The sequence below is a fragment of the Rhodococcus sp. G-MC3 genome (genome assembly GCF_030063335.1).
GTDB lineage: Bacteria > Actinomycetota > Actinomycetes > Mycobacteriales > Mycobacteriaceae > Rhodococcoides.
The window spans coordinates 40,118-65,137 of sequence record NZ_JASISW010000008.1; the positions used below are offsets into that span (position 1 = coordinate 40,118).

Sequence of the window (25,020 nt, forward strand, 5' to 3'; positions counted from 1 at the left end):
GGAACGCCCGAGCTGTGAGCTTGCTACCGATCAGCTGATGGCGGAGACGACCCAGTCGATGCTCTTGGTCAGTGCGGTGACATCTTCCGGCTCGACAGCCGGGAACATGCCGACGCGAAGTTGATTGCGTCCGAGCTTGCGGTACGGCTCGGTGTCGACGACGCCGTTGGCGCGCAGGATCTTGGCGACCTGGGCTGCATCGATCTTCTCGTCGAAGTCGATGGTGCCGACGACCTGGCTGCGGTGCGCCGGATCGGTGACGAACGGCGTCGCGTATTCGCTTGCTTCGGCCCAGTTGTAGAGACGCGAAGACGAATCGGCGGTGCGGCCGGTGGCCCAGTCGAGACCGCCGTTGCCGTTGAGCCATTCGATCTGGTCCGCGAACAGCAGCAGGGTCGCCACGGCCGGGGTGTTGTACGTCTGGTCCTTGCTGCTGTTGTCGATGGCGATCGGCAGCGACAGGAAGTCCGGAACCCAGCGACCCGACGTCTGGATTTCGCTGACGCGCTCGAGCGCAGCCGGGCTCATCAGCGCAACCCACAAGCCGCCGTCGGCAGCAAAATTCTTCTGCGGCGCGAAATAGTAGACATCCGAGTCGGCGACGTTCACCGGCAGACCGCCCGCACCCGACGTCGCGTCGATCGCGATGAGCGCGTTCTCCGACCCTGCCGGACGGCTCACCGGAATCGCGACACCGGTCGACGTCTCGTTGTGGGCCCACCCGATTAGGTCGACGGAAGGGTCGGACACAGGCTCGGGGGCGCTGCCCGGCTCCGCCTTGATCACGATGGGATCGCCGATGAACGGGTTGTTCTTCGCTACCGAGGCGAACTTGGAGCTGAACTCGCCGTTGGTGAGGTGTAGCGACTTCTCACGGATGAGACCGAACGCGGCAGCATCCCAGAATGCGGTGGTGCCGCCGTTCCCGAGAACCACCTCGTAGCCCTCGGGGAGGTCGAACAAATCTTTGAGTCCGCTGCGTACGCGTGCGACGACATCCTTGACCGGCTTCTGTCGATGGCTCGTGCCGAACACGGATGCACCGACGTCGACCAGGGCTTGCAGCTGCTCCGGGCGAACCTTGGACGGTCCACAGCCGAAACGGCCGTCGGTGGGCAGAAGATCGGCGGGAATGATCGGCAAATCGGCCATTGAACAGCGCATCCTAAGCGTCGAAAAAAAATGGATATGGCCTCTACAGGGTAGTCGCTGCACGTCGGGCCCTTACGTGCAGGTTTGGAGCGGGCTGTTTCCCCGGCGCTGGGAGTGCGTCCCGGGCCTCGGCGGCCCGGGACGACTTCAGATGATCTGGCCCCACCCGTCGACGGACTCGGGGGAGCGCGGCGCGGGCCCGGTATAGATGGCGGCCGGGCGCACGAGCTTGCCTAGGCGCTTCTGCTCGAGGATGTGCGCACACCAGCCCGCGGTGCGGCCACAGGTGAACATGGCGGGCATCATCGGCGCGGGGACCTCGGCGAAGTCGAGAATGACCGCTGCCCAGAATTCGACGTTGGTCTCGATAGGCCGATCGGGGCGACGCTCGCGCAGCTCCGCCAGCGCTGCCTGCTCGAGTGCTGCGGCGACCTCGTAGCGAGGCGCGTTGAGGCGCTTGGCCGTTGCGCGGAGCACGCGGGCACGAGGGTCCTCGGCGCGATAGACGCGGTGGCCGAAGCCCATGAGCTTTTCTTTGCGGTCGAGGATGCCCTTGACGAGTCCGCGGGGGTCGTCGGACTTCTCGACGGCTTCGATCATCGGCAGCACGCGTGCGGGTGCGCCGCCGTGCAGGGGGCCGGACATTGCGCCGACGGCTCCCGAGAGCGAGGCTGCGACATCTGCGCCGGTCGAGGCGATGACGCGAGCGGTGAAGGTCGACGCGTTCAAGCCGTGTTCGGCGGCGGAAACCCAGTAGGCATCGATAGCCGCGGTGTGCGCCGGGTCGGGGTCGCCCTTCCACCGCGTCATGAACCGTGCAGTGACGGTTTCGCACTGGTCGATCTTCTTCTGCGGTACTGCGGGCTGGTAGATGCCACGCGCGGATTGCGCTACGTAGGACAGCGCCATGACGGATGCGCGGGCGAGCTGGTCGCGGGCGGTGGCGTCGTCGATGTCCAGCAGCGGCTGGTAGCCCCAGATCGGTGCGAGCATCGCCAGGCCTGCCTGAACGTCGACGCGCACGTCACCGGTGTGAATCGGAAGCGGGAACGGCTCGGCCGGCGGCAACCCTGGTCCGAAGCGTCCGTCGACGAGGAGTGCCCATACGTTTCCGAATGTGACGTTTTTGGAGACGAGGTCTTCGATGTCGACGCCGCGGTAGCGCAGCGCGCCACCGTCCTTGTCCGGTTCGGCGATGTCCGTGGTGAAGGCAACGACGCCTTCGAGACCACTGACGAAATCTTCGGGTACCTGTTGAACAGCCATTACCTGTGGACTCTCCTCGTAGACGTACGACCCGTGAACGGAGTCGCGTTCGGGGCTTGCCTGGTCAGAACTTTAGCCGGTCCTACTCGGGGGTAGCGTCTGGGTTCGTGCACAGTGACAATCGACCGCGCGACGAACATGCCCTCGCCGACATGCGGGTCGATTACGCCGAAGACGCGGACCTCGAGGTCGAGCGGCTCGCCGACGGTTGGCTCGCGGTCGCTCGGGAGTGGCTGTCCGACGCTGTTTCCGCTGATATCCCCGAGCCCAATGCGCTGGTGCTGGCCACCGTCGACGCCGCTGGGCACCCAGCTTCGCGCACCGTTCTGTGCAAGGGACTCGACTCCGACGGCGTGGTGTTCTATACCAACTACGGGTCCGACAAGGCCCTCCATCTGAAGCACACGCCCTATGCGTCGGTAACGTTCCCGTGGATCGGGATCGCCCGCCAACTCACCATTCGTGGTGCCGCAGAAAAGGTCTCCGAAGAAACGACGGCCGAATATTTTGCGAGTCGCCCCCGCGGATCTCAGCTGGGAGCCTGGGCGTCGCAGCAGTCTCGTCCGGTGGGCGCACGAGCGGACCTCGAACAGGCGTTGGAGGATGTGACGAAAAGATTCGACGGGCAGGACGTACCCGTGCCTCCGAACTGGGGCGGCTTCCTGGTGCGGCCCGATACCGTCGAGTTCTGGCAGGGCCGAACCTCACGTTTGCACAACAGAATCCGGTTCACGGTGGCAACGTCGACGGTCGAGCGCCTGCAGCCGTGACCGAAGTGTTGAAGAAAAACAGGTTCCGTGGCGTCCTCGCGGACACGACGCCTCTGCAGACTCCGGCGTACCGGCGGTTGTGGATCGCCAACATCGTCACGGTCATCGGTGCGCAACTCAGTATCGTCGCTGTGCCGCAACAGGTCTTTCAGATCACCCTGAGCTCGGCCTACGTCGGTCTCACGGGTGTCTTCGCCCTCGTCCCGCTCATCGTGTTCGGTTTGTGGGGAGGTGCGCTTGCCGACGTGATGGACCGGCGGACGCTGCTCGGTATCACCACTCTCGGCTTGATCGCGACGTCCACCTTACTGTGGATTCAGGCGCAGCTCGGGTTGAACAACGTGTGGATAGTGCTGAGCCTGTTGGCGATACAGCAGGCATTCTTCGCCGTCAATCAGCCGACCCGTAGCGCGATCATCCCGCGTCTGCTGCCCGGAGAGCAACTGCCCGCGGCCAACTCGCTCAACATGACCGTGATGAGCTTCGGCGCCATCGCCGGACCGTTGGTAGCGGGCACCATGATTCCGTTGGCAGGCCTGAAGGCGCTGTACCTGATCGACTCGATCGCGCTCTTCGCGACGCTGTGGGCCGTGATCAGGCTGCCGAAGGTCCCGCCTGCCGAAGCGGGCCGCAGAGCTGGACTGCGTTCGGTGATCGAGGGATTCACCTATCTCGCAACCCAGAAGGTGCTTCTGGCCTCCTTCGTCGTAGACATCATCGCGATGGTGTTCGGCATGCCGCGCGCACTGTTTCCGCAGATCGCACACGAGACGTTCGGTGATCCGGCATCGGGCGGCTTGGTTCTCGGTTTGCTCTTCGCGGCGCTCTCGGCCGGCGCCGTTCTCGGCGGCGTGTTCTCGGGTTGGCTTCCTCGGGTGCAGCGTCAAGGGCTCGCGGTGATCGTCTGCATCGTGGTTTGGGGCATGGCAATGGTCGGGTTCGGTGTCAGCGTCGGATTTGCCACCGAAGGCAAGGTGTCCATCGCGCTGTGGTTCGCGTTGGCGTTTCTGGCACTCGGCGGCGGTGCGGACATGATTTCGGCCGCGTTCCGATCCACGATGCTCCAGCAGGTGGCCACCGACGAGATGCGCGGGCGGCTTCAGGGCGTGTTCATCGTCGTCGTCGCGGGCGGTCCGAGGATCGGCGACGTGATGCACGGCGCTGCCGCTGCGTCGGTGGGAACTGCGGCGGCGGCCGCAGGCGGCGGAGTGCTCGTCGTCGTCGGAGTCGTCATTGCGGCCGTTGCCCTGCCCGCTTTCATCCGTTATCGAGTGGGAAGGGTGGACAATGGCACCCATGGCTGAACCAGAGAGCTACCGGCTCACCAGCGGCAAGTATCGGGCCGAGATCGCTTCGACGGGCGCGGGCCTGCGGATGCTCGAGTTCGACGGCTCGCCGATGACCGAGACGTGGGATACCGGCACCAAACCTCCCCTGTCCGCGGGGCTGGTTCTGGCGCCGTGGCCCAATCGCGTTGCCGATGGCACATTCACTTTCGGCGGTACCGAACACCAACTCGAGATCACCGAGCCGTCCCGCAACAATGCGAGCCACGGGTTCGTCCGGCGTGTCGACTGGACGCTCGTGGACCGGACGCAGTCTCGGGTCGAGCAGTCGGTGGAAGTCGGTCTGCACAAGGGCTGGCCCTACCAGCTGACGGTGACCGTGGTGCACGAGTTGACCGAGGACGGACTCGTCGTGACTGCTACGGCGACGAACACCGGCGGAATCGACGCCCCGTACGGAATGGGCTTTCATTCCTTCGTGCGCGTCGGGGACGTTCCGCTCGACGAGTGCACGCTCGAGTTCTCCGCAGGCACGCGCCTGGAACTCGATCCGGTGCGAAATCTGCCGACCGGGCCTTCGGTCGAAACGGCCGGATCGGACTACGACTTCACTTCGCCGAGGCTGCTGAAGGGTGTCGGATTGGATACGCCGTTCAGCGCGGAGTTGCCCGACGAAGATGGCAAGGCTCGCCATTACCTCCGCGCCCCCGACGGGTCGGCAACGGTGCTGTGGACCGACCGTGAGTTCGACTGGGTTCAGGTGTTCGTCGCGGATCCGGTCAACGACCAGGCCTATCCCGAGCGGGGGCGTGCGCTGGCGATCGAGCCGATGACCTGCCCTCCCGACGCATTCAACACCGGGATCGACCTGCTTGTGCTCGAGCCGGGCGAATCCTGGACGGGCAGCTGGGGAATGGAGCACCGTTCGGTATGACGATTCTCGTGTGCGGTGAAGCTCTGGTCGATCTCGTACCTGTCCATGAAGGACCGTTGCTTGCCCCGAAGCTCGGCGGCGGTCCGTTCAACGTGGCGGTGGCGTTGGGGCGACTCGGCACCGATGTGGGGTTCCTCTCGCGAGTGTCCAGCGATCCGTTCGGTGAGCAGATCCTGGGCAGTTTGAGCGATGCAAGCGTGGACGTCTCGTGGGTCCAACGCGGCGACGAGCCCACGACGCTGGCTATGACGACGCTGGCCGAGGACGGCAGTGCTCAGTACTCGTTCTACGCGGACGGGACGGCGGACCGGCTCGTGAAGGATCCAGGTGACCTTCCCGACGACATCGCCGTGCTGTCGTTCGGGACCCTGTCGCTGCTGTACGAGCCGGGAGCGTCGATGTATGCAGCGCTTCTGCATCGCGCGCATGAAGCGGGCAAACTGACGATGCTCGACCCGAACATTCGGCCGGCCGCCATCGACAGCACGAGCGGCGACATCACTGCCGACGGCTTCAGGCGCCGATTCAAGTCGTGGCTCCCCGCTGTCGACATCCTCAAGGTTTCCGACGACGATTCCCACTGGTTGGGATTGGGCCCAGAGGGCACCACTGTCGACGACTGGCTCGCAGCTGGTGTCACGGCGGTCGTGATGACCCGCGGCGGCGACGGAATTTCAGTTTTCTCGGCCGCAGGCGAAACCTCGGTACCCGGAGTGGAGGTGGACGTCATCGACACCATCGGCGCAGGTGACACTGTCCATGGGGCTTTGCTCGCGTTCTTGGATAACGAGAGCATTGTCACAACAGTCGCGCTCAGTGAGATGAGCGCGCCAGACTGGGAGGCAGCACTGGGGTTCGCCGCGCGAGCAGCTGCCATCACCGTTTCTCGTCCGGGTGCCGACCCTCCGTGGGCGTCCGAGGCGCGGAGAGACTAGTTTCTTTATCGACTGTTAAAAGTGTCCGATTTATGTACGTGTCCGATACAAGAGCTCGAGAGGGACCATTCGTGCCCGCTGAGAATGACGCCAAAGCCACCCTCACCTATCCCGGTGGCGAATACAGCATGTCCATTGCCAAGGCTACCGAAGGCAATGACGGCATCGAACTGGGAAAGCTGCTGGCTACCACCGGTTACACGACCCTCGACGGTGGGTTCGTCAACACCGCCTCGACCAAGTCGGCGATCACGTACATCGACGGTGACCAGGGAATCCTGCGCTACCGCGGGTACCCGATCGAACAGCTGGCAGGCAAGTCCACGTTCATCGAGGTCAGCTACCTGCTGATCTACGGCGAGCTTCCGAGCGAGGACCAGCTCGAGACGTTCACCGACAAGATCCGTCGGCATACGCTGCTGCACGAGGATCTCAAGCGCTTCTTCGACGGCTTCCCGCGCAACGCGCATCCCATGCCGGTGCTGTCGAGCGCGGTCAATGCATTGTCGGCGTACTACCAGGATTCGCTGGATCCCGACGACCCGGAGCAGGTCGAGCTGTCGACAATTCGCCTCCTCGCGAAGCTGCCGACCATCGCGGCCTACGCCTACAAGAAGTCCGTCGGGCAGCCGTTCCTGTACCCGGACAACTCGAAGAGCCTCGTGGAGAACTTTCTTCGGATGACGTTCGGCTTCCCGGCCGAGCCGTACGAGGTTGACCCCGAGATCGTCAAGGCACTCGACATGCTGCTCATCCTGCATGCCGATCACGAGCAGAACTGTTCGACGTCGACGGTCCGCCTCGTCGGATCTTCGGACGCGAACCTTTTCACGTCCATCTCGGGCGGCATCAACGCGCTCTGGGGCCCGCTGCACGGCGGCGCCAACCAGGCCGTTCTCGAGATGCTCGACAAGATCAAGGCCGAGGGCGGCGACGCCACCGATTTCGTTCGTCGAGTGAAGAACAAGGAAGACGGCGTGAAGCTCATGGGCTTCGGGCACCGCGTCTACAAGAGCTTCGATCCGCGCGCGACCCTCGTCAAGGAGACCGCGCACACGATCCTGAGCAAGCTGGGCAACGGTGACGAGCTCCTCGACATCGCCCTCAAGCTCGAAGAGACCGCACTGACCGACGACTACTTCGTCGAGCGCAAGCTCTACCCGAACGTCGACTTCTACACCGGTCTGATCTACCGCGCGATGGGCTTCCCGCCGCGGATGTTCACGGTGCTGTTCGCGATGGGGCGCCTCCCGGGCTGGATCGCGCACTGGCGTGAGATGCACGAGGATCCGTCCACGAAGATCGGCCGTCCGCGGCAGATCTACACGGGCTACACCGAGCGTGATTACAAAGATCTGGGCGCTCGCTAGTTATTCTGTGAAAAGCCCCCCGACTCCGTAGGGAGTCCGGGGGGCTTTTTCGTACCTGGTGCAGGCGGGACGGGGCTAGAACTGGCGACGGTTCTCGAGCACCGGCAGCTTCGTGCGGACCGCGTCGACGATCGAGGTCTCGATGTCGACGGTCAGCAATCCGGGAGTTGCGTCGAGCTCGCCGAGAACCTCCCCGGTGGGGGAGCTGACAACCGAATGCCCGACGCCCAGTGGCGCAGTCCCGGCCGCTTCCTCGGGCTCCGCCTGATCGCAGGCCGCGACGAACGCCGTGGAATCGAGGGCACGCGCCCGGGCGAGCAGCGACCACTGTTCGACCTTGCCCGGCCCGCTTCCCCAGGATGCTGGGACGACGATCAGCTGCGCGCCGAGATCGCCGAGCTTCTGGAACAGTGCGGGGAACCGGATGTCGTAGCAGGTCGCGAACCCGATGCCTACGCCGTCGACGTCGAGAACGAGTGGGTCGGATCCGGGTGCGACGGTGTCGGATTCGGCGAATCCGAAGGCGTCGAACAGGTGGATCTTGTTGTAGTGCGCGTCAATTCCACGGCCGGTGATCAGCAGGGTGTTGGCGACGCGGCCTTCGTCTGCCGGTGTAAACATGCCTGCCACGACGGTGATGTCGATCGCGCGGGCGATCTCGCGGACGGCGTCGGCCCAAGGCCCGTCGAGTGGTTCGGCGACGCCCCTGATGGGTCCGCCGAAGCAACGCATCATTGCCTCGGGGAACACGACGAGAGACGAACCCGCTTCCTTGGCTGCGCGAGCGTGCGTCTCGATGATCTTCAGGTTGTCCTGGGGCTGCGTTCCGCTCGTAACTTGAGCGAGGCTGATTCGAATGCTGGTGCGCATGCGGTAACTCCTGGTTTCATCCGGCTTCTAGAGGTATACATAGCGTATGCAATCGCTGTCGGGTAGGGACAAAGCGTATGCCTTCGTGCGCGATCAGGTGCTCTCGTCACCGGCCGCCACGGGTACGTTCCTCAACGAGCAGGAGCTCGCGACGCGAATCGGCGTGTCCCGCACACCGGTTCGTGAAGCTTTGCTGATGCTGCAGGCCGAGGGTCTTGTCGAGATGGTACCCAAGCGGGGCGCTCACGTGCCTGCCATGTCGGGCCGTCAGATCGGTGAGCTCATGGATCTGCGCGGCGTTCTCGAGCGCCATGCCGCGTCGACGTCGCTGCGTACCGGAGTTCCGCCGGTCTCGGCGATGCGGGACGCGCTCGATCGTCAGGAAAAGCTCGCGGACACGCGAACTGCTGAGGCAGCAAAGGAATTCATTGATCTCGACGGTGAATTCCATCAGATTCTCGTCGATGCGGCCGGCAGTGAACTGCTCTCCCGTACCTATGCAGGCCTGCGGGCACGCCAACTGCGTGTGGGACTGACGGCGTTGTTCTCGGCGGCGGACCGGCAGCACAACGTCTGCACCGAACACGCGGCTATCGTCTACGCCTTGGAAGCGGGAGACGAGACCGTCGTGCATGGCGCAATCGATGATCATCTGGAGGTCACACTGCAGATTCTGTTGCGCGCATGACCGAGTATTCTTCTTCCTCGGCCCGATCGGGGTTGCGGCCCAACGCAAGTCCGATCAGCGTCAGGATTCCGACGAACGTCACATAGACCACGATCAATACCCAGCTGTCGGTCTTGTCGAGCAAGTACACGAAAATCAGCGGGGCCATGGCCCCGCCCAGTACTCCGGCGAGTGTGTAGGCGAGCGAGCTGCCGGTCGAACGAAGACGCACGGTGAACTGCTCGGTCACGAAGGCTGCCTGCGGGCCGTACATGAACGAGTGGAACGCGAGGCCGACCACGACGCCCAGAATCAGCAGCGGCAGAGAGCTTCCGCCGATGATCAGGAAGAAAATGGCGCTCCAGGCGACTCCGCCTACTGCGGCGACGGCATAGACCAGGCGACGGTTGATGCGGTCGGAGATGGCTCCGGCCAGGGGAATCAATCCCAACTGGAACGCCGAGCCGACAAGGATGGCGATCAGCACCTCGCTGCGTTCGAAGCCGAGTTTCTGTGTGCCGTAGGTGATCGAGAAGACCGTGAACAGCGCATAGATGACGTCAGGGGCGATACGGGAGAGGATCGCTGCGACAAGGGGTCGACGCTGCGTGGCGAATACCTCGCTGATCGGAGCCTCGGATCGATCCCCGCTCTCTTGCAAGGCCTTGAACACCGGGGTGTCCTCGAGCTTCAGTCGAATCCACAAGCCGAAGCCGACCAGAACTGCCGAGAACAGGAAGGCGACGCGCCATCCCCAGGATTCGAACTGCTCCTCGGTGAGAGCGAGGGTGAGTCCGGCGAGGGCGCCGTTGGCCAGCAGGTTACCGGCGGGTGGCCCGATCTGAGCGGCGGATGACCAGAACCCGCGCTAGCGGGGGTTTCCGTACTCACTCGACAGCAGGACAGCACCGCCCCACTCGCCGCCGACGGCGACGCCCTGGGCGAAACGCATCGCGACGAGGAGGATCGGCGCGGCGATCCCGATCGTGTCGTAGCCGGGAATGAGTCCGATGGCGAACGTTGTGACGCCGATCAGCATCAGTGTGATGACGAGTAACTGCTTGCGGCCGATCACATCGCCGAGTCGGCCGAAGACGAATCCGCCGATCGGTCTAGCGATGTACCCGACCGCGTAGGTGGAGAAAGCGAGGAGCGTTCCGGTCAGTGGGTCGCTGTCGGGAAAGAAGATCAGCGGGAAGACCAGCGCGGCCGCCGCGGAGTACACGGCGAAGTCGTACCACTCCAACGCGGTGCCCGTCAGGCTCGCCGCGAACGCCTTGGCCAGGCCTTTCTTGTCGACTGTCTGCGCAGTCATGGCAGCTCCTTCATGTGTGCTGTGGGTCTCCGTTGCCATTGAACTGCGTCCATACTTGCTGTATACAAGACGTATGCGCAAGTGTTTCGGCGTATTGGAAACAATCAATTAACGAGAGGCCTTCACGATGCTGACGTTCACGCTCCCCGACGGATCGACGGAGACTGTCGAGCCGCGCAATCTGCTCAACGCCGGGTACGCAGGCCGCAACCAGGACGACGTGGCCCATCACATCGCAGAATTGGCAGAGCTCGGAGTTCCTGCACCCTCGGTCACCCCGGCGATGTACCCCATCTCGCCGTACCTGGCCCAGCAAACTGATGCCGTCCACGTCCAACACGGCCGCACCTCCGGTGAAGCCGAATGGGCGCTGGTCATCCTCGGCGACACCGACGACGATGTGCTGCTGACCGTCGCGTGCGATCACACCGACCGCGAGCTCGAAGTTCACAGTGTTGCGTGGAGCAAGAACGCGTCACCGGACGTCCTGGGAACCAGTGCCTGGCGCTTGACGGACGTCGCGGACCGCATCGACGACATCACTCTGAACGCGTGGGTCGGGGACACCCCGATTCAGACGGGTTCACTGGGAGATCTGCTTGCACCGAAGTACTGGCTCGACGTCCTTCGCGAACGCGGTTTGTTCACACGCGGAACCGTCCTGCTCTCGGGCACAATTTCGATGCATCCCGGCGTCGACCAGTTCACCGACTCGTGGAAGGTCGAGATGCGCGATCCCGCAACCAGCAATGCTTTGACCTGCGAGTATCGCACAATTCTGATGCCTGCACCGATCGGCTGACCACTGCGACGTAAGGTACAGGGCGTGACGAAGCCAATTATCGAGTTCCAGGCAGGCCCCCCGCCCATCGATCTTGTGGTGGTGGATCTGGTCGAGGGAGACGGTGCAGAAGCTGTCCCCGGCGGCAATGTCGAGGTTCACTACGTCGGCGTCGAGTTCGACTCCGGAGAAGAATTCGACTCCTCGTGGAACCGGGGGGAGTCGATTCAGTTCCCTCTGCGCGGCCTCATCCAGGGCTGGCAGGACGGTATTCCGGGAATGAAGGTCGGCGGACGACGCCAGCTCACCATTCCGCCCGAGCTGGCCTACGGTCCAGCAGGTCAGGGTCACCGCCTTTCCGGCAAGACCCTTGTGTTCGTAATCGATCTGCTCGACGTCAAGTAGCTTTCAGCTGATCGCCGGGACGGCGGCCCTGGCACGGGCTGCCTCCCTGGTGGCGCTCTCATTGCTCTTGCCCCCGCGTGAGCCGGCTAGTTTGACTGCGATGTGGTCGGCAACGGTGACCGGTTGGTACCGAATCTCTTCGCCCGGCTCGATGCACGACGGCACCGGCGCGACCGTCGCGCTCAGATCGCCGTCGTGAAAGAACGCTGCGGATCGGCGACGCACGATGTTGCCGTCGACGATCGGTGGCCGCACACGGTGCAGCGTCGACATCCAACGATCATTGGTGAGACGCGCGGTCAGGTCACCCAGATTTACCAGCAGCGCGTTGTCGGCAGGCGATACGTCGTGCCAGCGCAGATCGCTTCCCACCACCTGTAGTCCGGCCACCTGGTCCGCCCACAGCACGGTCACGAGTCCGTAATCGGTGTGCTCACCCATTCCGTCGAGTTCCCCGTCGAGTTCGATCTCACCCGGCGGCAGTGCGTAGTTGTTCATGCGGAAGGTGTCGAGCGAGTCCGTCGTGATGCGGTCGAAGAAATCGGGTGCCAATCCGAGGGCGTCGGCGAATATTCGCGTCAGTGTCCGTGCCACGCGGGCAGCATGCTCGAAATAGCGGTTCACCGCCTTCTTGAATCCCTCCACTTCAGGCCACACGTTGGCCACCCCGTCGCCCGTCCCGACGTTGAACGCCTCGAAGAAATCGTTCATACGCGTCGACGACTCCACCCCTAGGCTCAGGCTCAGTGATTCGCTCTTGGGCGCTGTGTAGCCGCGGTTCACGTCCGGCGGCATGATGTACATCGACTTTTCACCCGCATCCAACGCGAAGAAACCGTCGATTGCCGAGCGCAGCCCGACGAGGACGTCGTCGGGAATCCCGTGGCCCGTGACCGACATGAAACCTACCGCGCTGCAGGCGTAATCGAGATCCGCCGCTACCGCGCGTCTTCGCTCCGCGGAGCCGCCGTCGACGTAGGGGGAAATGTCGATGACCGGAACGTCGAACTGGGACAGAGGCATCATTGGATTCTGGCAAAAATTGGGTCGCTCGTGGGTTTCTTCGATGTAAATATGCGCTTCGCGCCGGTGAGTGTTTGGTGACACCCCGCCGTACTTAAACGCGCACGGGCGGCGCAGCCGCCTCGAGATCGAGCACCAACCGCGCACCACCGAGCGGGCTGTCGGTGAAGCGCGCCGAACCACCGTGCAGTTCGGCCTGCTGCTCGACGAGTGCCAACCCGAGGCCAGAGCCGCCCTTGGTCGCCGACGCTCCGCGGTAGAACCGCTCGAACACCGAATCGCGTTCGGCTTCCGGGATTCCGGTGCCGTCGTCGTCGACGGTGATCTTGACGCGTCCATCTCCACGAGAGATCGCGATCGCGACCTGGGTGGCGTTGCCGTGCCGCACAGCGTTGATGATCGCGTTGTCCAGGGCCAGTCGGAGTCCGGCCGGCAGTGCCGTCATAACGACGGACGGTTCCGAGTCGATGCGGACCGCGAGTTCGGGGTTCTGGCGCATGGCGTCCTGGGCGGCGACATCGCAGATCTCCACGACATCGACGTCCACACGGTCCTTCTCGCTCGACAGTTCGCCGGACGCGAGGCGTTCCAGCGCGGACAGCGTCGCCTCCACGCGTCCCTGCGTACGCTGCAGGTCCTCGAGGATTTCGAATCGCTGCGGCGGCTCCAGGTCGAGAGTGCGCAGAACTTCGATGTCGGTGCGCATAGCGGTGAGCGGAGTTCGAAGCTCGTGCGCCGATACGGCAGCGAAATCACGAGCAGTACCCAAGGCCTCGTTGGTGCGATCCTGGGCATCGTTGACTCGCTGAAGCATGTCGGCGATCGCGACGGCCAGCTCGTCCGCTTCTCGCACGCCGGTTCGGGTGTCGGGAGATTGTGGCGGGCGGGCGCTGACCTGGCGGGTCAACGTCACGAGCGGCTTGACGGCCCGGCCGCCGAAGATCCAGCCGAGTCCAGTCGACGCGGCGATCGCACCGAGGCCGCCGAATATCACCCACCGCTGCTGATCGTCGGTCACCTGCTGCGCCTCGATGGCAGGGACCCCGATGGAGATGACGATGTTCGTCGCCGACACAGCGTAAGAGGTGTACACGCGGAAAGTATTGCCGTCGACGTTGACGGTCTCGGAGCCCTCGGACAGCTCAGGAAGCTCCGTCGGCGTCGATGCGATCACGGTGTCCCCGGTGCGAATGGTCACCGCGAAGGCGCCGGAGCTGCCGAGTTGGCCCAGGAATAGCTCGAGACTTGCGGCGCTCGGAATCAGGACCTGGGATGCCGTCGTCAGACGCTCGTCGAGATTGTTCACGTTGTTGCGCGAGATGATGAGGGACGCCACCACACCGACGGTCAGCACCACGATGGTGGCGCCGAGTGCGGTGGCCACGGCGACTCGGGCGCGGAGCGAGAACCTCATCGCAGTCTCCTGAACGATGTGGTCCTGAACGCTGCGCTCATGAGGTGGTCCGCAGAACGAATCCGACGCCGCGGACGGTGTGGAGTACACGAGGTTCGCTGTCGACCTCCATTTTTCGACGCAAATAACCGACGAAGACGTCGACCACGTTGGTATCTGCGACGAAGTCGTATCCCCAAACGAGTTCGAGCAGACGCTCGCGGGTGAGTACTACGCCGGAGTTGCGGGCAAGGACCGCAAGGAGTTCGAATTCGCGCTTGGTCAGATCCAGCTCGCGCTCGTGCACGTGGGCGCGATAGCCGGGGATGTCGACGCGCAGGTTGCCGATGACCACGGCGGTGCCGCTGACGGGTGCGGGTGGCGTGGCGGTGCGCCGGCGCAGCATGGCGCGGATACGCGCCACGAGCTCGGCGAGAACGAAGGGCTTGGTCAGGTAGTCGTCGGCGCCGGACTCGAGGCCGGAAATGCGCTCGTCGACCGAGCTGCGGGCGCTGAGGACGCAGATCGGGACGTCGTTGCCCATCGCACGGAGCGCCTTGACGACGCTGGCGCCGTCGAGGACCGGCATGTTGATGTCGAGGACGACGATGTCCGGAGACTGCTTCGAGACGACAGCAAGGGCTTGGCCGCCATCGACGGCGGTGATGACGGTGAACCCGGACAGTTGGAGTCCACGTTGCAGGGAAGCAAGGACGTCCGCGTCGTCGTCGACGACGAGAACTGTGGCAGTTTGGGGCACACCTTGATTATGCTGCCCAAGCGTCCACGGTGCTCTGACGTTCCTCGGGCGATTTGGCGAAGAATTCTTCGAGCGCAGTGCGGCGGTCCTGATCGGCGTCGAGCGTCCAGGCGACCGCGGGGGCGTTCGCGTAGAGCTTGGCGTAGAAGGCCTCGAAGCTGCAGGTGCTGTTCACCAGAGATGCTGCTCCCGGAAAGATCGGGGTTGCTGTGTTTTTCATGTTTCCCACGCTAGAAGCCGATGTTGGGCACGTGGTGAGGCATTTATGGGAGAACTGTGAGAATCCGGGTATGACTCTCCGCATGACTGTGGTGTGGTTTCGACGTGACCTTCGAACCTCCGATCTCCCGACGCTTGATGCCGCCGCGGATTCGGACGGTCCTGCGCTCGGATTGTTCGTTCTCGACGACACCCTGCTGAAGGCGTCAGGCGGGCCGCGCCGGGATTTTCTGTATCGCAGTCTCGATGCGTTGGACGAGCAATTGGGTGGACGGCTTCTTGTGGTCAAGGGCGATCCGGAGACGGTGGTGCCGAAGGTGGCACAGGCCCTCGACACCGACGAGGTGCACATCAGCGCTGATTACGGCCCCTACGGACGGGAACGCGACGAACGCGTCGGGAAGAAGGTGTCGCTGGTGGCAACCGGTTCGCCTTACGCGGTTGCGCCCGGGCGGGTGACGAAGGACGACGGCGGTGCGTACAAGGTGTTCACGCCCTATTTTCGCCAGTGGATGGAACACGGGTGGCGCGGACCTGCCGATACGTCGGCGAAGACGGTGAAGTGGCTCGATCCTGCGGACGTCTCTGGCCTACCGAAACGGGTGAAGATCCCGACCGAAAAGGATGCGTCGGACGTGCCTGCGGGAGAGAAGGCGGCATCGGAGGCATGGAGCGAATTCCTCGAACATGTCGCGTCGTACGACGACGAACGCAACCGACCCGATCTCGACACCACCAGTCGGATGTCGGTGTACCTGAAGTACGGAAATATTCACCCGCGAACAATGCTGCGCGACCTCGGGAAACTGCGTAACGAAGGCGCTGCGTCCTATCGCCGCCAGATCGCCTGGCGAGACTTCTACGGGGACATACTGTTCCAGCGGCCGGACAGTGCGCGCGAGAACTATGTGAAGAAGTTCGACGGCATCGAACTCGACACCGGTAAGCACGCCGAGGATCTCTTCGATGCGTGGAAGGAAGGCCGGACCGGATTCCCGATCGTCGATGCCGGTATGCGGCAGTTGAATTCGGAGAAGTGGATGCACAACCGCGTCCGGATGATCGTGGCGTCGTTTCTCGTCAAGGATCTGCACCTGCCATGGTGGTGGGGTGCGCGCTACTTCATGAATCGATTGGTCGACGGCGATCTCGCGAGCAACCAGCACGGATGGCAGTGGACCGCCGGAACCGGCACGGATGCGTCACCGTATTTCCGTGTGTTCAATCCGATCACGCAGGGTGAGAAATTCGATCCCACTGGAGATTACGTTCGACGGTGGGTACCCGAGCTCCGCGGGGAAGAAGGCAAAGCCGTGCACACCCTGAAGTTCGGTCGTCCCAAGGAATACCCGGACGCAATCGTTGACCACAAGCATGAACGCGAAGTGGCGATCGCGCGATTCAAGTCGCTCTAGCGGCCGGACGGGAGCCTGCGGAACAATCATTCAACGCTTACGGGAGAGCCCGACGCCGACGAGGCAGATCGCGCCGCCGAGCACAGCGAGGACGTGCGGAATCTCGCCCAGCAGAAGCCAGCCCAGCAGAATCGTCAGCGGGGGAATGACATACGTGGTGATGCCGAGTCGGCCGGCATTCATCCGCGAGAGGGCGTAGGCCCAGGTGCTGAACGCCAGTGCGGTCGGGACGAGTCCGAGGTAGATCAGGCCGCCGGTCGCCTGCGTCGACGCCGTTCCCACGTCCTCGACGAGGGCGGGTGCAAACGGCAAGGTGCACAGTGCGCCGATCGCGCACGCCATCCAGGTCACCTGAAGGCCGGGAATGCCTCGGAGAACCGGTTTCTGACTCAACACTCCGATGGCGTACGTCACCGCCGAGACCAGGCACAGGGCGATGCCCAGGAAATCGGCGTCGGTTTTCGTCGTGTCGGTGGTGGTCAGTGCGGTGACGAGGCCAACCATGACTGCGCCCGAGAACGCGATGGCGGCCCCGATGACGAGCCACTTGGGAAAGCCTTCGCCGAGAAGCAGTCCAGCGAAGATGGCTACCAGAATCGGCCCGATCTGGATCAACATCGAGGTGGTTCCGGCGTCGACACGCTGTTCGGCCGCATTGAGCGAGACGTTGTAGATCGCGAACCAGAACACCCCGATGCTGACGATCTGAATCCACTGCGTCCGGTTGGGGCGGACCCACATCTTCTTGGCGAGGAGGATCAGCCCGAGCACGGTGGTTCCGATCAGCAAACGCCCGAGTGCGAGCTGCCCGGCGCCGAACGACGTACCGATACCGCGGATGGCAACGAAAGCCGAGGCCCAGGCCAGTACCGTCACCGTTACGGCGGCGAGTGCGCGCCAATCGACCGCAGGACGAACGGCCGGGGGACGGGGATCGACCTGTGTCATACCGATGACGTTATCCGGCGCACGGCCGTTCGGGCGCGCGGTTTTCGGACATCGTTCCTCGTTTTACTGCCCAGTGGTGCCGCTAGCGGCGCAGCAGCTTCTCCAGCGCGTCGAGAACCGCAGGATCCTCGATGGTCGACGGCACCCCGTATTCCTCACCGGCGACGATCTGACGCATCGTCTTGCGGAGGATTTTGCCCGATCGCGTCTTGGGCAGTGCCCCGACGACGGTGACGTCTCGGAAGGTTGCGAGCGCACCGATCTGATCGCGGACCATCGCGACGAGGTCCTCGCGCAATCGATCCTCGGTGATGGTTTCGCCGGCCTTGAGCACCACGTACCCGCTCGGCCGCTGGCCTTTGATTTCGTCGTGGATCCCGATGACGGCGCATTCGGCCACCGCGGGATGGCTCGCGACGACGGCCTCCATCGAACCCGTCGAAAGTCGATGGCCTGCAACGTTGATCACATCGTCACTGCGACCGAGAACGTAGACGTAGCCTTCGGCGTCTATGTAGCCGGAGTCGCCGGTGAGGTAGTAACCGGGGAACGTCTCCAGATAAGACCGTTGAAATCGGTCCTGATCGTTCCACAGGCCGACGAGTGTGCCGGGAGGCAGCGGAAGCTTGACTACGATGTTGCCTTCGGTTCCTGCGTCTACGAGTGTGCCTGTCGCATCGAGGATTTCGACCTGAAATCCGGGCACTGCGACCGTCGGCGATCCGGATTTGATCGGAAGTGGTTCCAGTCCGCGCAGATTCGAGCAGATCGGCCAACCGGTCTCGGTCTGCCACCAGTGGTCGACTACGGGAACACCGAGTGTGTCCGACGCCCACGCGTAGGTATCGGGATCGAGGCGCTCGCCAGCGACGAACAGCGTTTCCAGGCTGCCGATGTCGTACTTGGCGAGTTCTTCGGCGTGTGGGTCCACTTTGCGAACGGCCCGCAACGCTGTCGGCGCAGTGAAGAGTGCTCGGACCTTGTAGTCATCGATTACGCGCCAGAAGGCCCCGGCGTCGGGAGTCCCGACGGGCTTGCCCTCGTAGAGAACTGTCGTCGCACCGGCGAACAGTGGGGCATAGACGATGTAGGAGTGGCCGACGACCCAGCCGACGTCCGACGCCGTCCACATCACCTGGCCTGCGCCGATGTCGTAGATATTGCGCATCGACCACGTGAGCGCGACGGCATGGCCGCCGTTGTCGCGAACGACGCCCTTGGGCTTGCCGGTGGTGCCGGAGGTGTAGAGGATGTAGAGCGGATCGGTAGCCTGCACCGTAACTGGCTCCAAAGCAACGGCGTTGACGTATTGATCGTCCCAATCGAGCCAGGGGTGTTCGCCGGGGATGCCGTCACGGGTTTTGACGATGACGTTCGGCTGGGCGGCGGTGGTGGTGAGGGACAGCGCTTTCTGCACGATCGGCAGATACTCGATGGTTCGGCCCGGCTCGAAACCTCCGCTGGCGGTGACGAGCAGTACGGGCTGCGCGTCGTCGATGCGGGCCGCCAGTTCTTTCGCGGCAAACCCGCCGAACACGACGGAATGCACCGCACCGATCCGAGCGCAGGCAAGCATGGCGACGACGGCCTCGGGAATCATAGGCAGATAGAGGATCACCCGATCACCCGCGCAGACGCCGTTGGTACGCAGGACCCATGCGAACCGTGCAACCTCGTCGAGCAGTTCCGAGTAGGTGTAGGAGCGGGTGGTGCCGAGCATCGCCGAGTCGTAGATCAACGCGGTTCGGTCGCCGTTTCCTGCGTCGACGTGCCGGTCGAGCGCGTTGAAGCACGTGTTGAGGCTGCCGTCGGGGAACCACCGTCCGCCGGTGAAAGCGGTGGTGGGCGGGGTTACCCAGTCGACCTCGGAGGCTGCGTCGAGCCAGAACTTCTCTCGATCGGAGATGCTGCTGTCGAATGCGCTTCGATACTCGCCGGTCATACCGGCAGCCTAGTGGCGGGAACGGTGGATGTGGGTAGCGATTGGGGCAGCGGCTGCACCGGCGGCCTACTTCAGGTCCGGATTCTCCGCATACACCTCGGCGAGCACGGACATGTCGAACAATTCTTCGGCCGAGATGTCGATGCCAGCGGTGGCCAGCGCTGCGATGTTCTCGTCGATCAGCGACTGGGTCATCGTGAACAGGCCGTTCGCCTCGGTGTCGGCGGAGGTGACCAAGCCGTTCTGGGCGGTCGCTTCGAGCACCTGCTCCTCCAGCTCGAGATTCTGATCCTTGCCGTACACCTCGACGGCAAGGCGAGCAGATTCACGAGGATCGGCGACGGCGTCGCGCCAGCCCAGGATTTCGGCCTTCAGGAAGGCTTTGAGCTTGTCGCGCTCGTTGTCGATGGTCGACTGCAGCACCGTGAGTGTCTCCGCGACGAGCGGCAGGTCGAAGTCGGCAAACAGGAAGTTAGCGTTCTCGAAACCTTTGCCTGCCAATGTGATCGGCTCGTTGGTGACGTAGCTGACCCAGCCGTCGACCTCGCCGTTGGCGAGGGGGCTTGGATCGAACTGAGCGGGCACGATCGTCATCTGGCTTTCCTCCAGCCCGTTGGCGGCGAGCAGTGCGGCGAATACAAGCTGGTTCGAGTCTTGGACTCCGATTCGTTTGCCCACCATGTCCTGCGGCGAATTGATCGGTGCGGCGGCGGAGGAGACGATGCAGAACGGGTTCTTCTGGAACGTCGCAGCGACGATCTTCGCTTCCAGTCCGCCGAGGACTGCAGGAGCTGTCAGCTGCGGTGCGGAGGTTCCGATCCAGACCTTCCCGGTGTCGAGGCCGGCTTCCACACCGGTACCGGCGGCACCTCCGGCCACGAGGTCGACGCTGCCGAACCCTGCATCGGAGTAGTAACCCTTCTCCGTGGCGAAGTACTCGCCGGCGAACTCGATGTTCTTGATCCACGACAGCTGCACCGCGACGGTGCCGAACGCGGATCCGTCGTCGGTCGAGCCGCCGCTCGAACTGGAAGAATCACTACTGCACGAAGCGAGGACCGTAGCTCCGCCGATGGCAAGCGATGCCATGCCGCCGAAACGGAACAACGACCGGCGGTCGAACTGTGAGGAAAGGTTCATGAAACGGAACTGTAAATGCCCTCCGTTTCAATCGAATTGCTCAAACCGTTCCATTTGTTGAGCTCGTGTAAACAACTACTTCATCCGTTGCAGCGCAAGGTTCTCCAGCACGCCGACGATCGCATACAACACGATCGAGACGACAGTGATGACGACGATCGACGCCCACAGCTCGTTGTACTGATACTTCGGAATAGCCTTGATCATCGACGAACCCAAACCTCGGCCGCTGCCGAGCCACTCGCCGATCAGTGCGCCGATCAGCGCGCCGGGAACGGAGATACGGGCGGCGGCGAACACCGAGGGCAGCGCCGACGGCACGGCGACCATCCGCAGCGCCGTCCACTTGCTGCCGCCGTACGCGGCAATCAGATCCTGTGCACCCGTTGGTGCTTCACGCAGACCGACCATGATCATCACCAGGGCGGGAAAGAACACCACGATCGCGACCATCACCGTGACGCCGAAGATCCCGCGACCGAAAATGAGCACGATGATCGGCGTCAGAGCGACGAGCGGAACCGACCGCAGCAGCATCGCGACCGGCAAAAACGTCTGCTCGACGGTCCGTGAAATCACGAAGATCGACGCGACGATCAACGCTGCACTCATACCGACGAGGAAGCCGACGCCGGCGTCGCGCAGGGTTATCTCGAGGTTCGAAAAGATCGTCTCGCGATTGGCTGCTGACTTGTCGCTGCCGAACAGATACTTCCAGACGGCCGCGGGGGTCTGGCCGACGCGTGGTCCGACCTGTGGAAACGCTTGCAGGAATAACACCCACATGACCAGGAGCAACGCGAACGCGATGCCGATCGGAGCGAGGAAGCGCAGCAGCCCGCGCGTTGCGGTCATGACGTCTTTCCCGACGTCCATGGGGTGACGAACCGCGCGATGATTGCGACGATGGCATAGCCGAGACCCGCGAGAAGCGCTGCGGCCAAAGCCATGCCCCAGGTCCGCGGCACGTTGTAGGAACTCTGGGCGGCGGTCAGAGCCACCCCGATACCGCTGTCGACGCCGCCGAGATATTCACCGAGGATGGCGCCGAGCACCGCCGAGGGCGCTGCAATTTTCAGTGCCGCGAACATGGACGGCAGCGCGGCGATCGCTTGCACGCGCCGGAACTTCTGCCATCGGCCTCCGCCGTACGCCGCGACGAGATCGAGGCTCGCCGTGTCGGCGGATCGAAGGCCGGTCAGTGTGCCGACCATGGTGGTGAAAAAGCAGTACATCGCCGCGAGGAAGATCGTCGGCGTTCTCCCGCCGAAGACGACGAGGATGATCGGTCCAAGCGCCAGCAGCGGCGTGCAATAACTCAGAATCGCGAGCTGGGTGGCCAACGATTCGACGGGCGGAACGAGAACCACCAGCACCGCGAGGGCAACGGCCAGCAGATTGCCCCATAGGAACCCTTGCAGTGCGCCCGCTGCGGTGACGCTGAAGTTGGGGCCGTAGAGGGCCCAGCCGTCGTCGAGCATTGTTTCGACGACGGCCCACGGACTCGGAACGGTTCCGCCGGCCACACCGAGGGCGGCAAGGATCCACCAGAGCGCAACGAGTCCGATGATGCCGACGGCCCCACCGAGCCACTTCGGTCGGCCGAAAGACGTCTTTCGGTTCGATGTCTCGATCTGTGCTTCCGCGACCTTCTCGATGTCGGCGATGGTCATGCGAGAGCCGCCTTGCCGAACAGCAGGCCCGACAGGTAGTCGTGGATCTTGTGGAACTCGGGGGTGCGCATCATCTCGGGGGTACGTGGGCGCGGCAGGTCGATGGGAACCACTTCGAGGATGCGCCCGGGTCGCGGCGTCATGACGGCAACCACATCGGAGAGGAAGATCGCCTCGGCGATGCCGTGCGTGACCATGAGAGTCGTCGCGGGTTTCTCGGTCCAGATTCGCAGGAGTTCGAGGTTGAGGCGCTGGCGAGTCATGTCGTCGAGGGCGCCGAATGGCTCGTCGAGCAGCAACACGCTCGGCTTCACCACGAGCGAGCGGGCAATCGACACACGCTGACGCATGCCGCCCGAGAGCTGCGCGGGCTTTGCATTTTCGAAGCCCTCCAACCCGACGAGTGTCACCAGGTCCGCGATGAGCTCCGGGTCGGGATCGAGACCGGCGACCTGCAGCGGGAGTTTGATGTTCGAGATGACGCTGCGCCACGGCAGCAAGGCCGAGTCCTGGAAGGCGATCCCCAGCTCGTGGCGTTTGCGCAGTTCGGCGGGGGACTGGCCGTTGATCAGTGCGGTGCCGGTCGTGGGGGTATCGAGGCCGGCGAGGATGCGCAGAACCGTCGATTTTCCGCAGCCCGACGGCCCGAGAAGTGAGAGGAACGTTCCCTCGGGCGTCTCGACGGATACGTCGGTGAGCGCCTCGACGGACGTGCGGCCGAGGCTGAAGGTTTTGCCGAGACCTGAGATGTTCAGGCCGGTGCTGGTGCCGATCATTCCCCGGACAGTAGAAGCGAAGAGTTGCGTCCGTATTTCGTCGGTGTCACCGCGGCGTTCCTGTCTTAACCCGCGGCGTAAGACATTCGTCAAAGTAGTGGCGCCGTGCATGGTGCGTCGGAAGACTCGCAGAGGTGACACTCTTCCAACTTCTGCCTTCGTTGAGGGCCGCATGTCGTTATCGCTTCGACTCGCCTTGCTGGCCGGTGGATACTCACTTCACCCTCGGTCGTCTGATGATCGACGGATCGATGGCCGAGGATCTCGCCGACTGCTACGGAACTCCGACCATGCTGGGCGACATCGTCGTCACCAGGGTCCGGTCCGTCGTTGCGGGGATGGTGACGGTCGACGGCGACGTCGACCCCGTCGATGGGGAGATTGCCAATCGTCATTCCGTCGCTCGCCGCGAACATTTCGCGTTCGGCGACACCAAGATCGAACTGCCGTCCGACGTCCGGGCGGGGGATGTTCTAGCGCTGGTCTCGAAGGCCTAGTGTCCGGTAGCGGCTCATGCGGGTGGTCAGTCGGTCGTCGGGATTGCAACCCTCGAGGCCGCGGAGTTCCCGCGCGATTGCGCCGGCTACGCGCATCGAGAATTCAACGGGTTCCTCTGCTGCATCCGGGTGTTCGGGGACGATCGCGTCGACGATGCCATCGCGCAGCAGGTCGACGGAACGTATTCCCTGTGCCTCGGCCATGTCGGCAGCGTGGGTGGTGTCACGATGAACAATGGCACTTGCGCCCTCGGGAGGAAGCGGTGCAAGCCAGGCATTCTGGGCGCACAGTGTTCGGTCGGCGGGCAGTAGAGCGAGTGCTCCGCCGCCGGTGCCTTGCCCCAGTAGAACCGACACGGTCGGTGTGGCGACGGTGACGAGATCGCTGATGCAGCGTGCGATCTCGGGTGCTATGCCGCCCTCTTCGGCTTCCTTGGACAACGCGGCACCGAATGTGTCGATGACGAGCACCAGTGGAATGCCCAGCTCCTCGGCGAGTTTCATGCCGCGGCGCGCTTCGCGGAGAGCACCGGGCCCCATCGTCGCGGTGACGCTGTGACTGCTGCGATCGTTGCCGAACACCACGCACGATATCCCGCGAAATCGGCACAGTGACAGCAGAATGGTGGTGTCCGACTCGCCCTGGCCGGTTCCGGAGAGTGGGACCTGTTCGGTGGCAGCGTGTTCGAGGAGCTGGCGGACACCGGGTCGGTCGGGGCGCCTGGAAGATTCGACCGAGTGCCAGGCCGAGTGCTCGGGGATATCGGCGACGGCCGGTGCGGGCTCGAGATCTCGCGGCGGCTCGGAATCACCGCTGACGACGCGCAGGGCCCGCACCATCAAGTGCCGCAGGCTGGCTACCGGCACCACGCCATCGATGACGCCGTGGTGGTACAGATTCTCGGCGGTCTGGACCCCATCGGGAAATGGCTTGTCGTACAGCGCCTGATAGACACGCGGCCCGAGAAATCCGATGAGTGCTCCCGGCTCGGCGAAGGTGACGTGGGCCAGCGAACCCCAGGAGGCGAACACGCCGCCCGTCGTCGGATTGCGGAGGTACACCAGATAGGGCAACCCAGCCTGCTTGTGCAGGGTGACGGATGCGGCGATCTTCACCATTTGCACGAATGCGAGGGTGCCTTCCTGCATCCTCGTGCCACCGGAGGTCGGCGACGCGACGAGCGGCAACTTCTCGGCGGTCGCTCGTTCGATTGCGGTGACGATCCGCTCTGCTGCCGCAACTCCGATCGAGCCCGCGAGAAAAGCGAACTCGCAGGCGATGATGGCTACCGGCCTGCCGTCGACCAGGCCTCGCCCGGTGAGTACCGACTCGTCGACACCGCTCTTGTCCCGGGCTTTGACGAGGTCAGCGGCGTAGGCGGGACCAGGGGAGACGTCGAGCGGAGTTACGTCCCAGGACGCGAACGATCCGCCGTCGAGAACTGCATCGAGTATCTCGGCGGCGGACGTTCGCGGGTTCATG

Annotated in this window: 25 protein-coding genes and 1 pseudogene; 10 read left to right on the forward strand and 16 right to left on the reverse strand. The window is 63.7% G+C overall.

Features of this window, described 5'->3' with window-relative positions; genetic code table 11:
* Window positions 1–30 precede the first annotated feature (30 nt).
* Window positions 31–1,152 (reverse strand): phosphoserine transaminase, encoded by a 1,122-nt coding sequence (gene serC / locus QMK17_RS10845; RefSeq protein ID WP_283508967.1) that lies wholly within the window; start codon window positions 1,150–1,152, stop codon window positions 31–33.
* Between the two features lie 147 nt (window positions 1,153–1,299).
* Entirely contained in the window at window positions 1,300–2,418 is a 1,119-nt protein-coding gene (locus QMK17_RS10850; protein ID WP_283508969.1) for a citrate synthase 2, read from the reverse strand.
* Between the two features lie 152 nt (window positions 2,419–2,570).
* Here QMK17_RS10850 and pdxH point away from each other — a divergent pair, with 152 nt between their 5' ends.
* From pdxH to QMK17_RS10875, 5 genes are all read left to right on the forward strand, one after another.
* Window positions 2,571–3,188, forward strand: coding sequence for a pyridoxamine 5'-phosphate oxidase (pdxH, locus tag QMK17_RS10855; protein WP_283509314.1), 618 nt, complete (start codon window positions 2,571–2,573; stop codon window positions 3,186–3,188).
* Window positions 3,185–4,492: an MFS transporter gene (locus QMK17_RS10860; protein WP_283508970.1), complete on the forward strand. Its 1,308-nt coding sequence runs from the start codon at window positions 3,185–3,187 to the stop codon at window positions 4,490–4,492. Before pdxH ends, QMK17_RS10860 begins: the two co-directional genes overlap by 4 nt.
* Complete coding sequence (locus QMK17_RS10865; RefSeq protein ID WP_442972739.1) at window positions 4,485–5,408, forward strand: aldose 1-epimerase family protein; 924 nt, start codon at window positions 4,485–4,487, stop codon at window positions 5,406–5,408. Before QMK17_RS10860 ends, QMK17_RS10865 begins: the two co-directional genes overlap by 8 nt.
* Complete coding sequence (locus QMK17_RS10870) at window positions 5,405–6,343, forward strand: carbohydrate kinase family protein (RefSeq protein WP_283508972.1); 939 nt, start codon at window positions 5,405–5,407, stop codon at window positions 6,341–6,343. The genes QMK17_RS10865 and QMK17_RS10870 overlap by 4 nt, the downstream gene beginning before the upstream one ends.
* 71 nt (window positions 6,344–6,414) lie before the next feature.
* A complete protein-coding gene (locus QMK17_RS10875; RefSeq protein WP_283508974.1) occupies window positions 6,415–7,713 on the forward strand; it encodes a citrate synthase in 1,299 nt (432 codons plus the stop codon).
* 75 nt (window positions 7,714–7,788) lie between these two features.
* Here the strand turns inward: QMK17_RS10875 and QMK17_RS10880 are convergent, their stop codons facing one another.
* Complete coding sequence (locus tag QMK17_RS10880; protein ID WP_283508975.1) at window positions 7,789–8,583, reverse strand: carbon-nitrogen hydrolase family protein; 795 nt, start codon at window positions 8,581–8,583, stop codon at window positions 7,789–7,791.
* A 46-nt stretch (window positions 8,584–8,629) separates the two neighbouring features.
* Here QMK17_RS10880 and QMK17_RS10885 point away from each other — a divergent pair, with 46 nt between their 5' ends.
* Window positions 8,630–9,271, forward strand: coding sequence for a GntR family transcriptional regulator (locus tag QMK17_RS10885; RefSeq protein ID WP_283508977.1), 642 nt, complete (start codon window positions 8,630–8,632; stop codon window positions 9,269–9,271).
* On the opposite strand, the pseudogene QMK17_RS10890 reads toward QMK17_RS10885, so the two are convergent.
* Together QMK17_RS10890 and QMK17_RS10895 are read right to left on the reverse strand one after the other, a co-directional pair.
* Window positions 9,243–10,103: pseudogene (locus tag QMK17_RS10890) on the reverse strand (MFS transporter); the annotation flags it as partial. The gene QMK17_RS10885 and the pseudogene QMK17_RS10890 overlap by 29 nt on opposite strands.
* A 15-nt stretch (window positions 10,104–10,118) precedes the next feature.
* The gene (locus QMK17_RS10895; RefSeq protein ID WP_283508979.1) at window positions 10,119–10,565 is read right to left on the reverse strand and encodes an MFS transporter; all 447 of its coding nucleotides are present in this window, start codon (window positions 10,563–10,565) and stop codon (window positions 10,119–10,121) included.
* A 127-nt stretch (window positions 10,566–10,692) separates the two neighbouring features.
* On the opposite strand from QMK17_RS10895, the gene QMK17_RS10900 reads away from it, so the two are divergent.
* Both QMK17_RS10900 and QMK17_RS10905 read left to right on the forward strand, forming a co-directional pair.
* On the forward strand, window positions 10,693–11,367 hold the full coding sequence (locus QMK17_RS10900; RefSeq protein WP_283508981.1) for a DUF2848 domain-containing protein: 675 nt from the start codon (window positions 10,693–10,695) through the stop codon (window positions 11,365–11,367).
* Window positions 11,368–11,391: 24 nt separating this feature from the next.
* Window positions 11,392–11,751 carry an FKBP-type peptidyl-prolyl cis-trans isomerase gene (locus tag QMK17_RS10905; RefSeq protein ID WP_115965830.1) on the forward strand — a complete coding sequence of 120 codons (360 nt, stop codon included), beginning with the start codon at window positions 11,392–11,394 and terminating at the stop codon, window positions 11,749–11,751.
* Window positions 11,752–11,754: 3 nt separating this feature from the next.
* Here the strand turns inward: QMK17_RS10905 and QMK17_RS10910 are convergent, their stop codons facing one another.
* From QMK17_RS10910 to QMK17_RS10925, 4 genes are all read right to left on the reverse strand, one after another.
* Window positions 11,755–12,777, reverse strand: a complete 1,023-nt coding sequence (locus tag QMK17_RS10910) for an isopenicillin N synthase family dioxygenase (protein ID WP_283508983.1) — start codon at window positions 12,775–12,777, stop codon at window positions 11,755–11,757.
* Between the two features lie 91 nt (window positions 12,778–12,868).
* On the reverse strand, window positions 12,869–14,188 hold the full coding sequence (locus QMK17_RS10915; protein WP_283508985.1) for a sensor histidine kinase: 1,320 nt from the start codon (window positions 14,186–14,188) through the stop codon (window positions 12,869–12,871).
* A gap of 37 nt (window positions 14,189–14,225) precedes the next feature.
* Complete coding sequence (locus QMK17_RS10920) at window positions 14,226–14,927, reverse strand: response regulator transcription factor (protein WP_283508987.1); 702 nt, start codon at window positions 14,925–14,927, stop codon at window positions 14,226–14,228.
* A 7-nt stretch (window positions 14,928–14,934) separates the two neighbouring features.
* Window positions 14,935–15,147, reverse strand: a complete 213-nt coding sequence (locus tag QMK17_RS10925; protein WP_283508988.1) for a hypothetical protein — start codon at window positions 15,145–15,147, stop codon at window positions 14,935–14,937.
* An 82-nt stretch (window positions 15,148–15,229) separates the two neighbouring features.
* On the opposite strand from QMK17_RS10925, the gene QMK17_RS10930 reads away from it, so the two are divergent.
* Entirely contained in the window at window positions 15,230–16,561 is a 1,332-nt protein-coding gene (locus tag QMK17_RS10930; protein WP_283509316.1) for a cryptochrome/photolyase family protein, read from the forward strand.
* Between the two features lie 30 nt (window positions 16,562–16,591).
* Here the strand turns inward: QMK17_RS10930 and QMK17_RS10935 are convergent, their stop codons facing one another.
* From QMK17_RS10935 to QMK17_RS10960, 6 genes are all read right to left on the reverse strand, one after another.
* A complete protein-coding gene (locus tag QMK17_RS10935) occupies window positions 16,592–17,509 on the reverse strand; it encodes a DMT family transporter (RefSeq protein ID WP_283508990.1) in 918 nt (305 codons plus the stop codon).
* An 82-nt stretch (window positions 17,510–17,591) separates the two neighbouring features.
* Window positions 17,592–19,451: a propionyl-CoA synthetase gene (locus QMK17_RS10940; protein WP_283508991.1), complete on the reverse strand. Its 1,860-nt coding sequence runs from the start codon at window positions 19,449–19,451 to the stop codon at window positions 17,592–17,594.
* Window positions 19,452–19,517: 66 nt separating this feature from the next.
* Window positions 19,518–20,591, reverse strand: a complete 1,074-nt coding sequence (locus QMK17_RS10945; protein WP_283508993.1) for an ABC transporter substrate-binding protein — start codon at window positions 20,589–20,591, stop codon at window positions 19,518–19,520.
* Window positions 20,592–20,666: 75 nt separating this feature from the next.
* On the reverse strand, window positions 20,667–21,446 hold the full coding sequence (locus QMK17_RS10950; protein WP_283508994.1) for an ABC transporter permease: 780 nt from the start codon (window positions 21,444–21,446) through the stop codon (window positions 20,667–20,669).
* Window positions 21,443–22,264 (reverse strand): ABC transporter permease, encoded by an 822-nt coding sequence (locus tag QMK17_RS10955; protein ID WP_283508996.1) that lies wholly within the window; start codon window positions 22,262–22,264, stop codon window positions 21,443–21,445. Before QMK17_RS10955 ends, QMK17_RS10950 begins: the two co-directional genes overlap by 4 nt.
* Window positions 22,261–23,040, reverse strand: coding sequence for an ABC transporter ATP-binding protein (locus QMK17_RS10960; RefSeq protein WP_283508998.1), 780 nt, complete (start codon window positions 23,038–23,040; stop codon window positions 22,261–22,263). Before QMK17_RS10960 ends, QMK17_RS10955 begins: the two co-directional genes overlap by 4 nt.
* Before the next feature lie 206 nt (window positions 23,041–23,246).
* Here QMK17_RS10960 and QMK17_RS10965 point away from each other — a divergent pair, with 206 nt between their 5' ends.
* On the forward strand, window positions 23,247–23,537 hold the full coding sequence (locus QMK17_RS10965; protein ID WP_283509001.1) for a hypothetical protein: 291 nt from the start codon (window positions 23,247–23,249) through the stop codon (window positions 23,535–23,537).
* On the opposite strand, the gene QMK17_RS10970 is transcribed toward QMK17_RS10965, so the two are convergent.
* On the reverse strand, window positions 23,514–25,019 hold the full coding sequence (locus QMK17_RS10970; RefSeq protein WP_283509002.1) for a carboxyl transferase domain-containing protein: 1,506 nt from the start codon (window positions 25,017–25,019) through the stop codon (window positions 23,514–23,516). The genes QMK17_RS10965 and QMK17_RS10970 overlap by 24 nt on opposite strands.
* Window position 25,020: the final 1 nt, after the last annotated feature.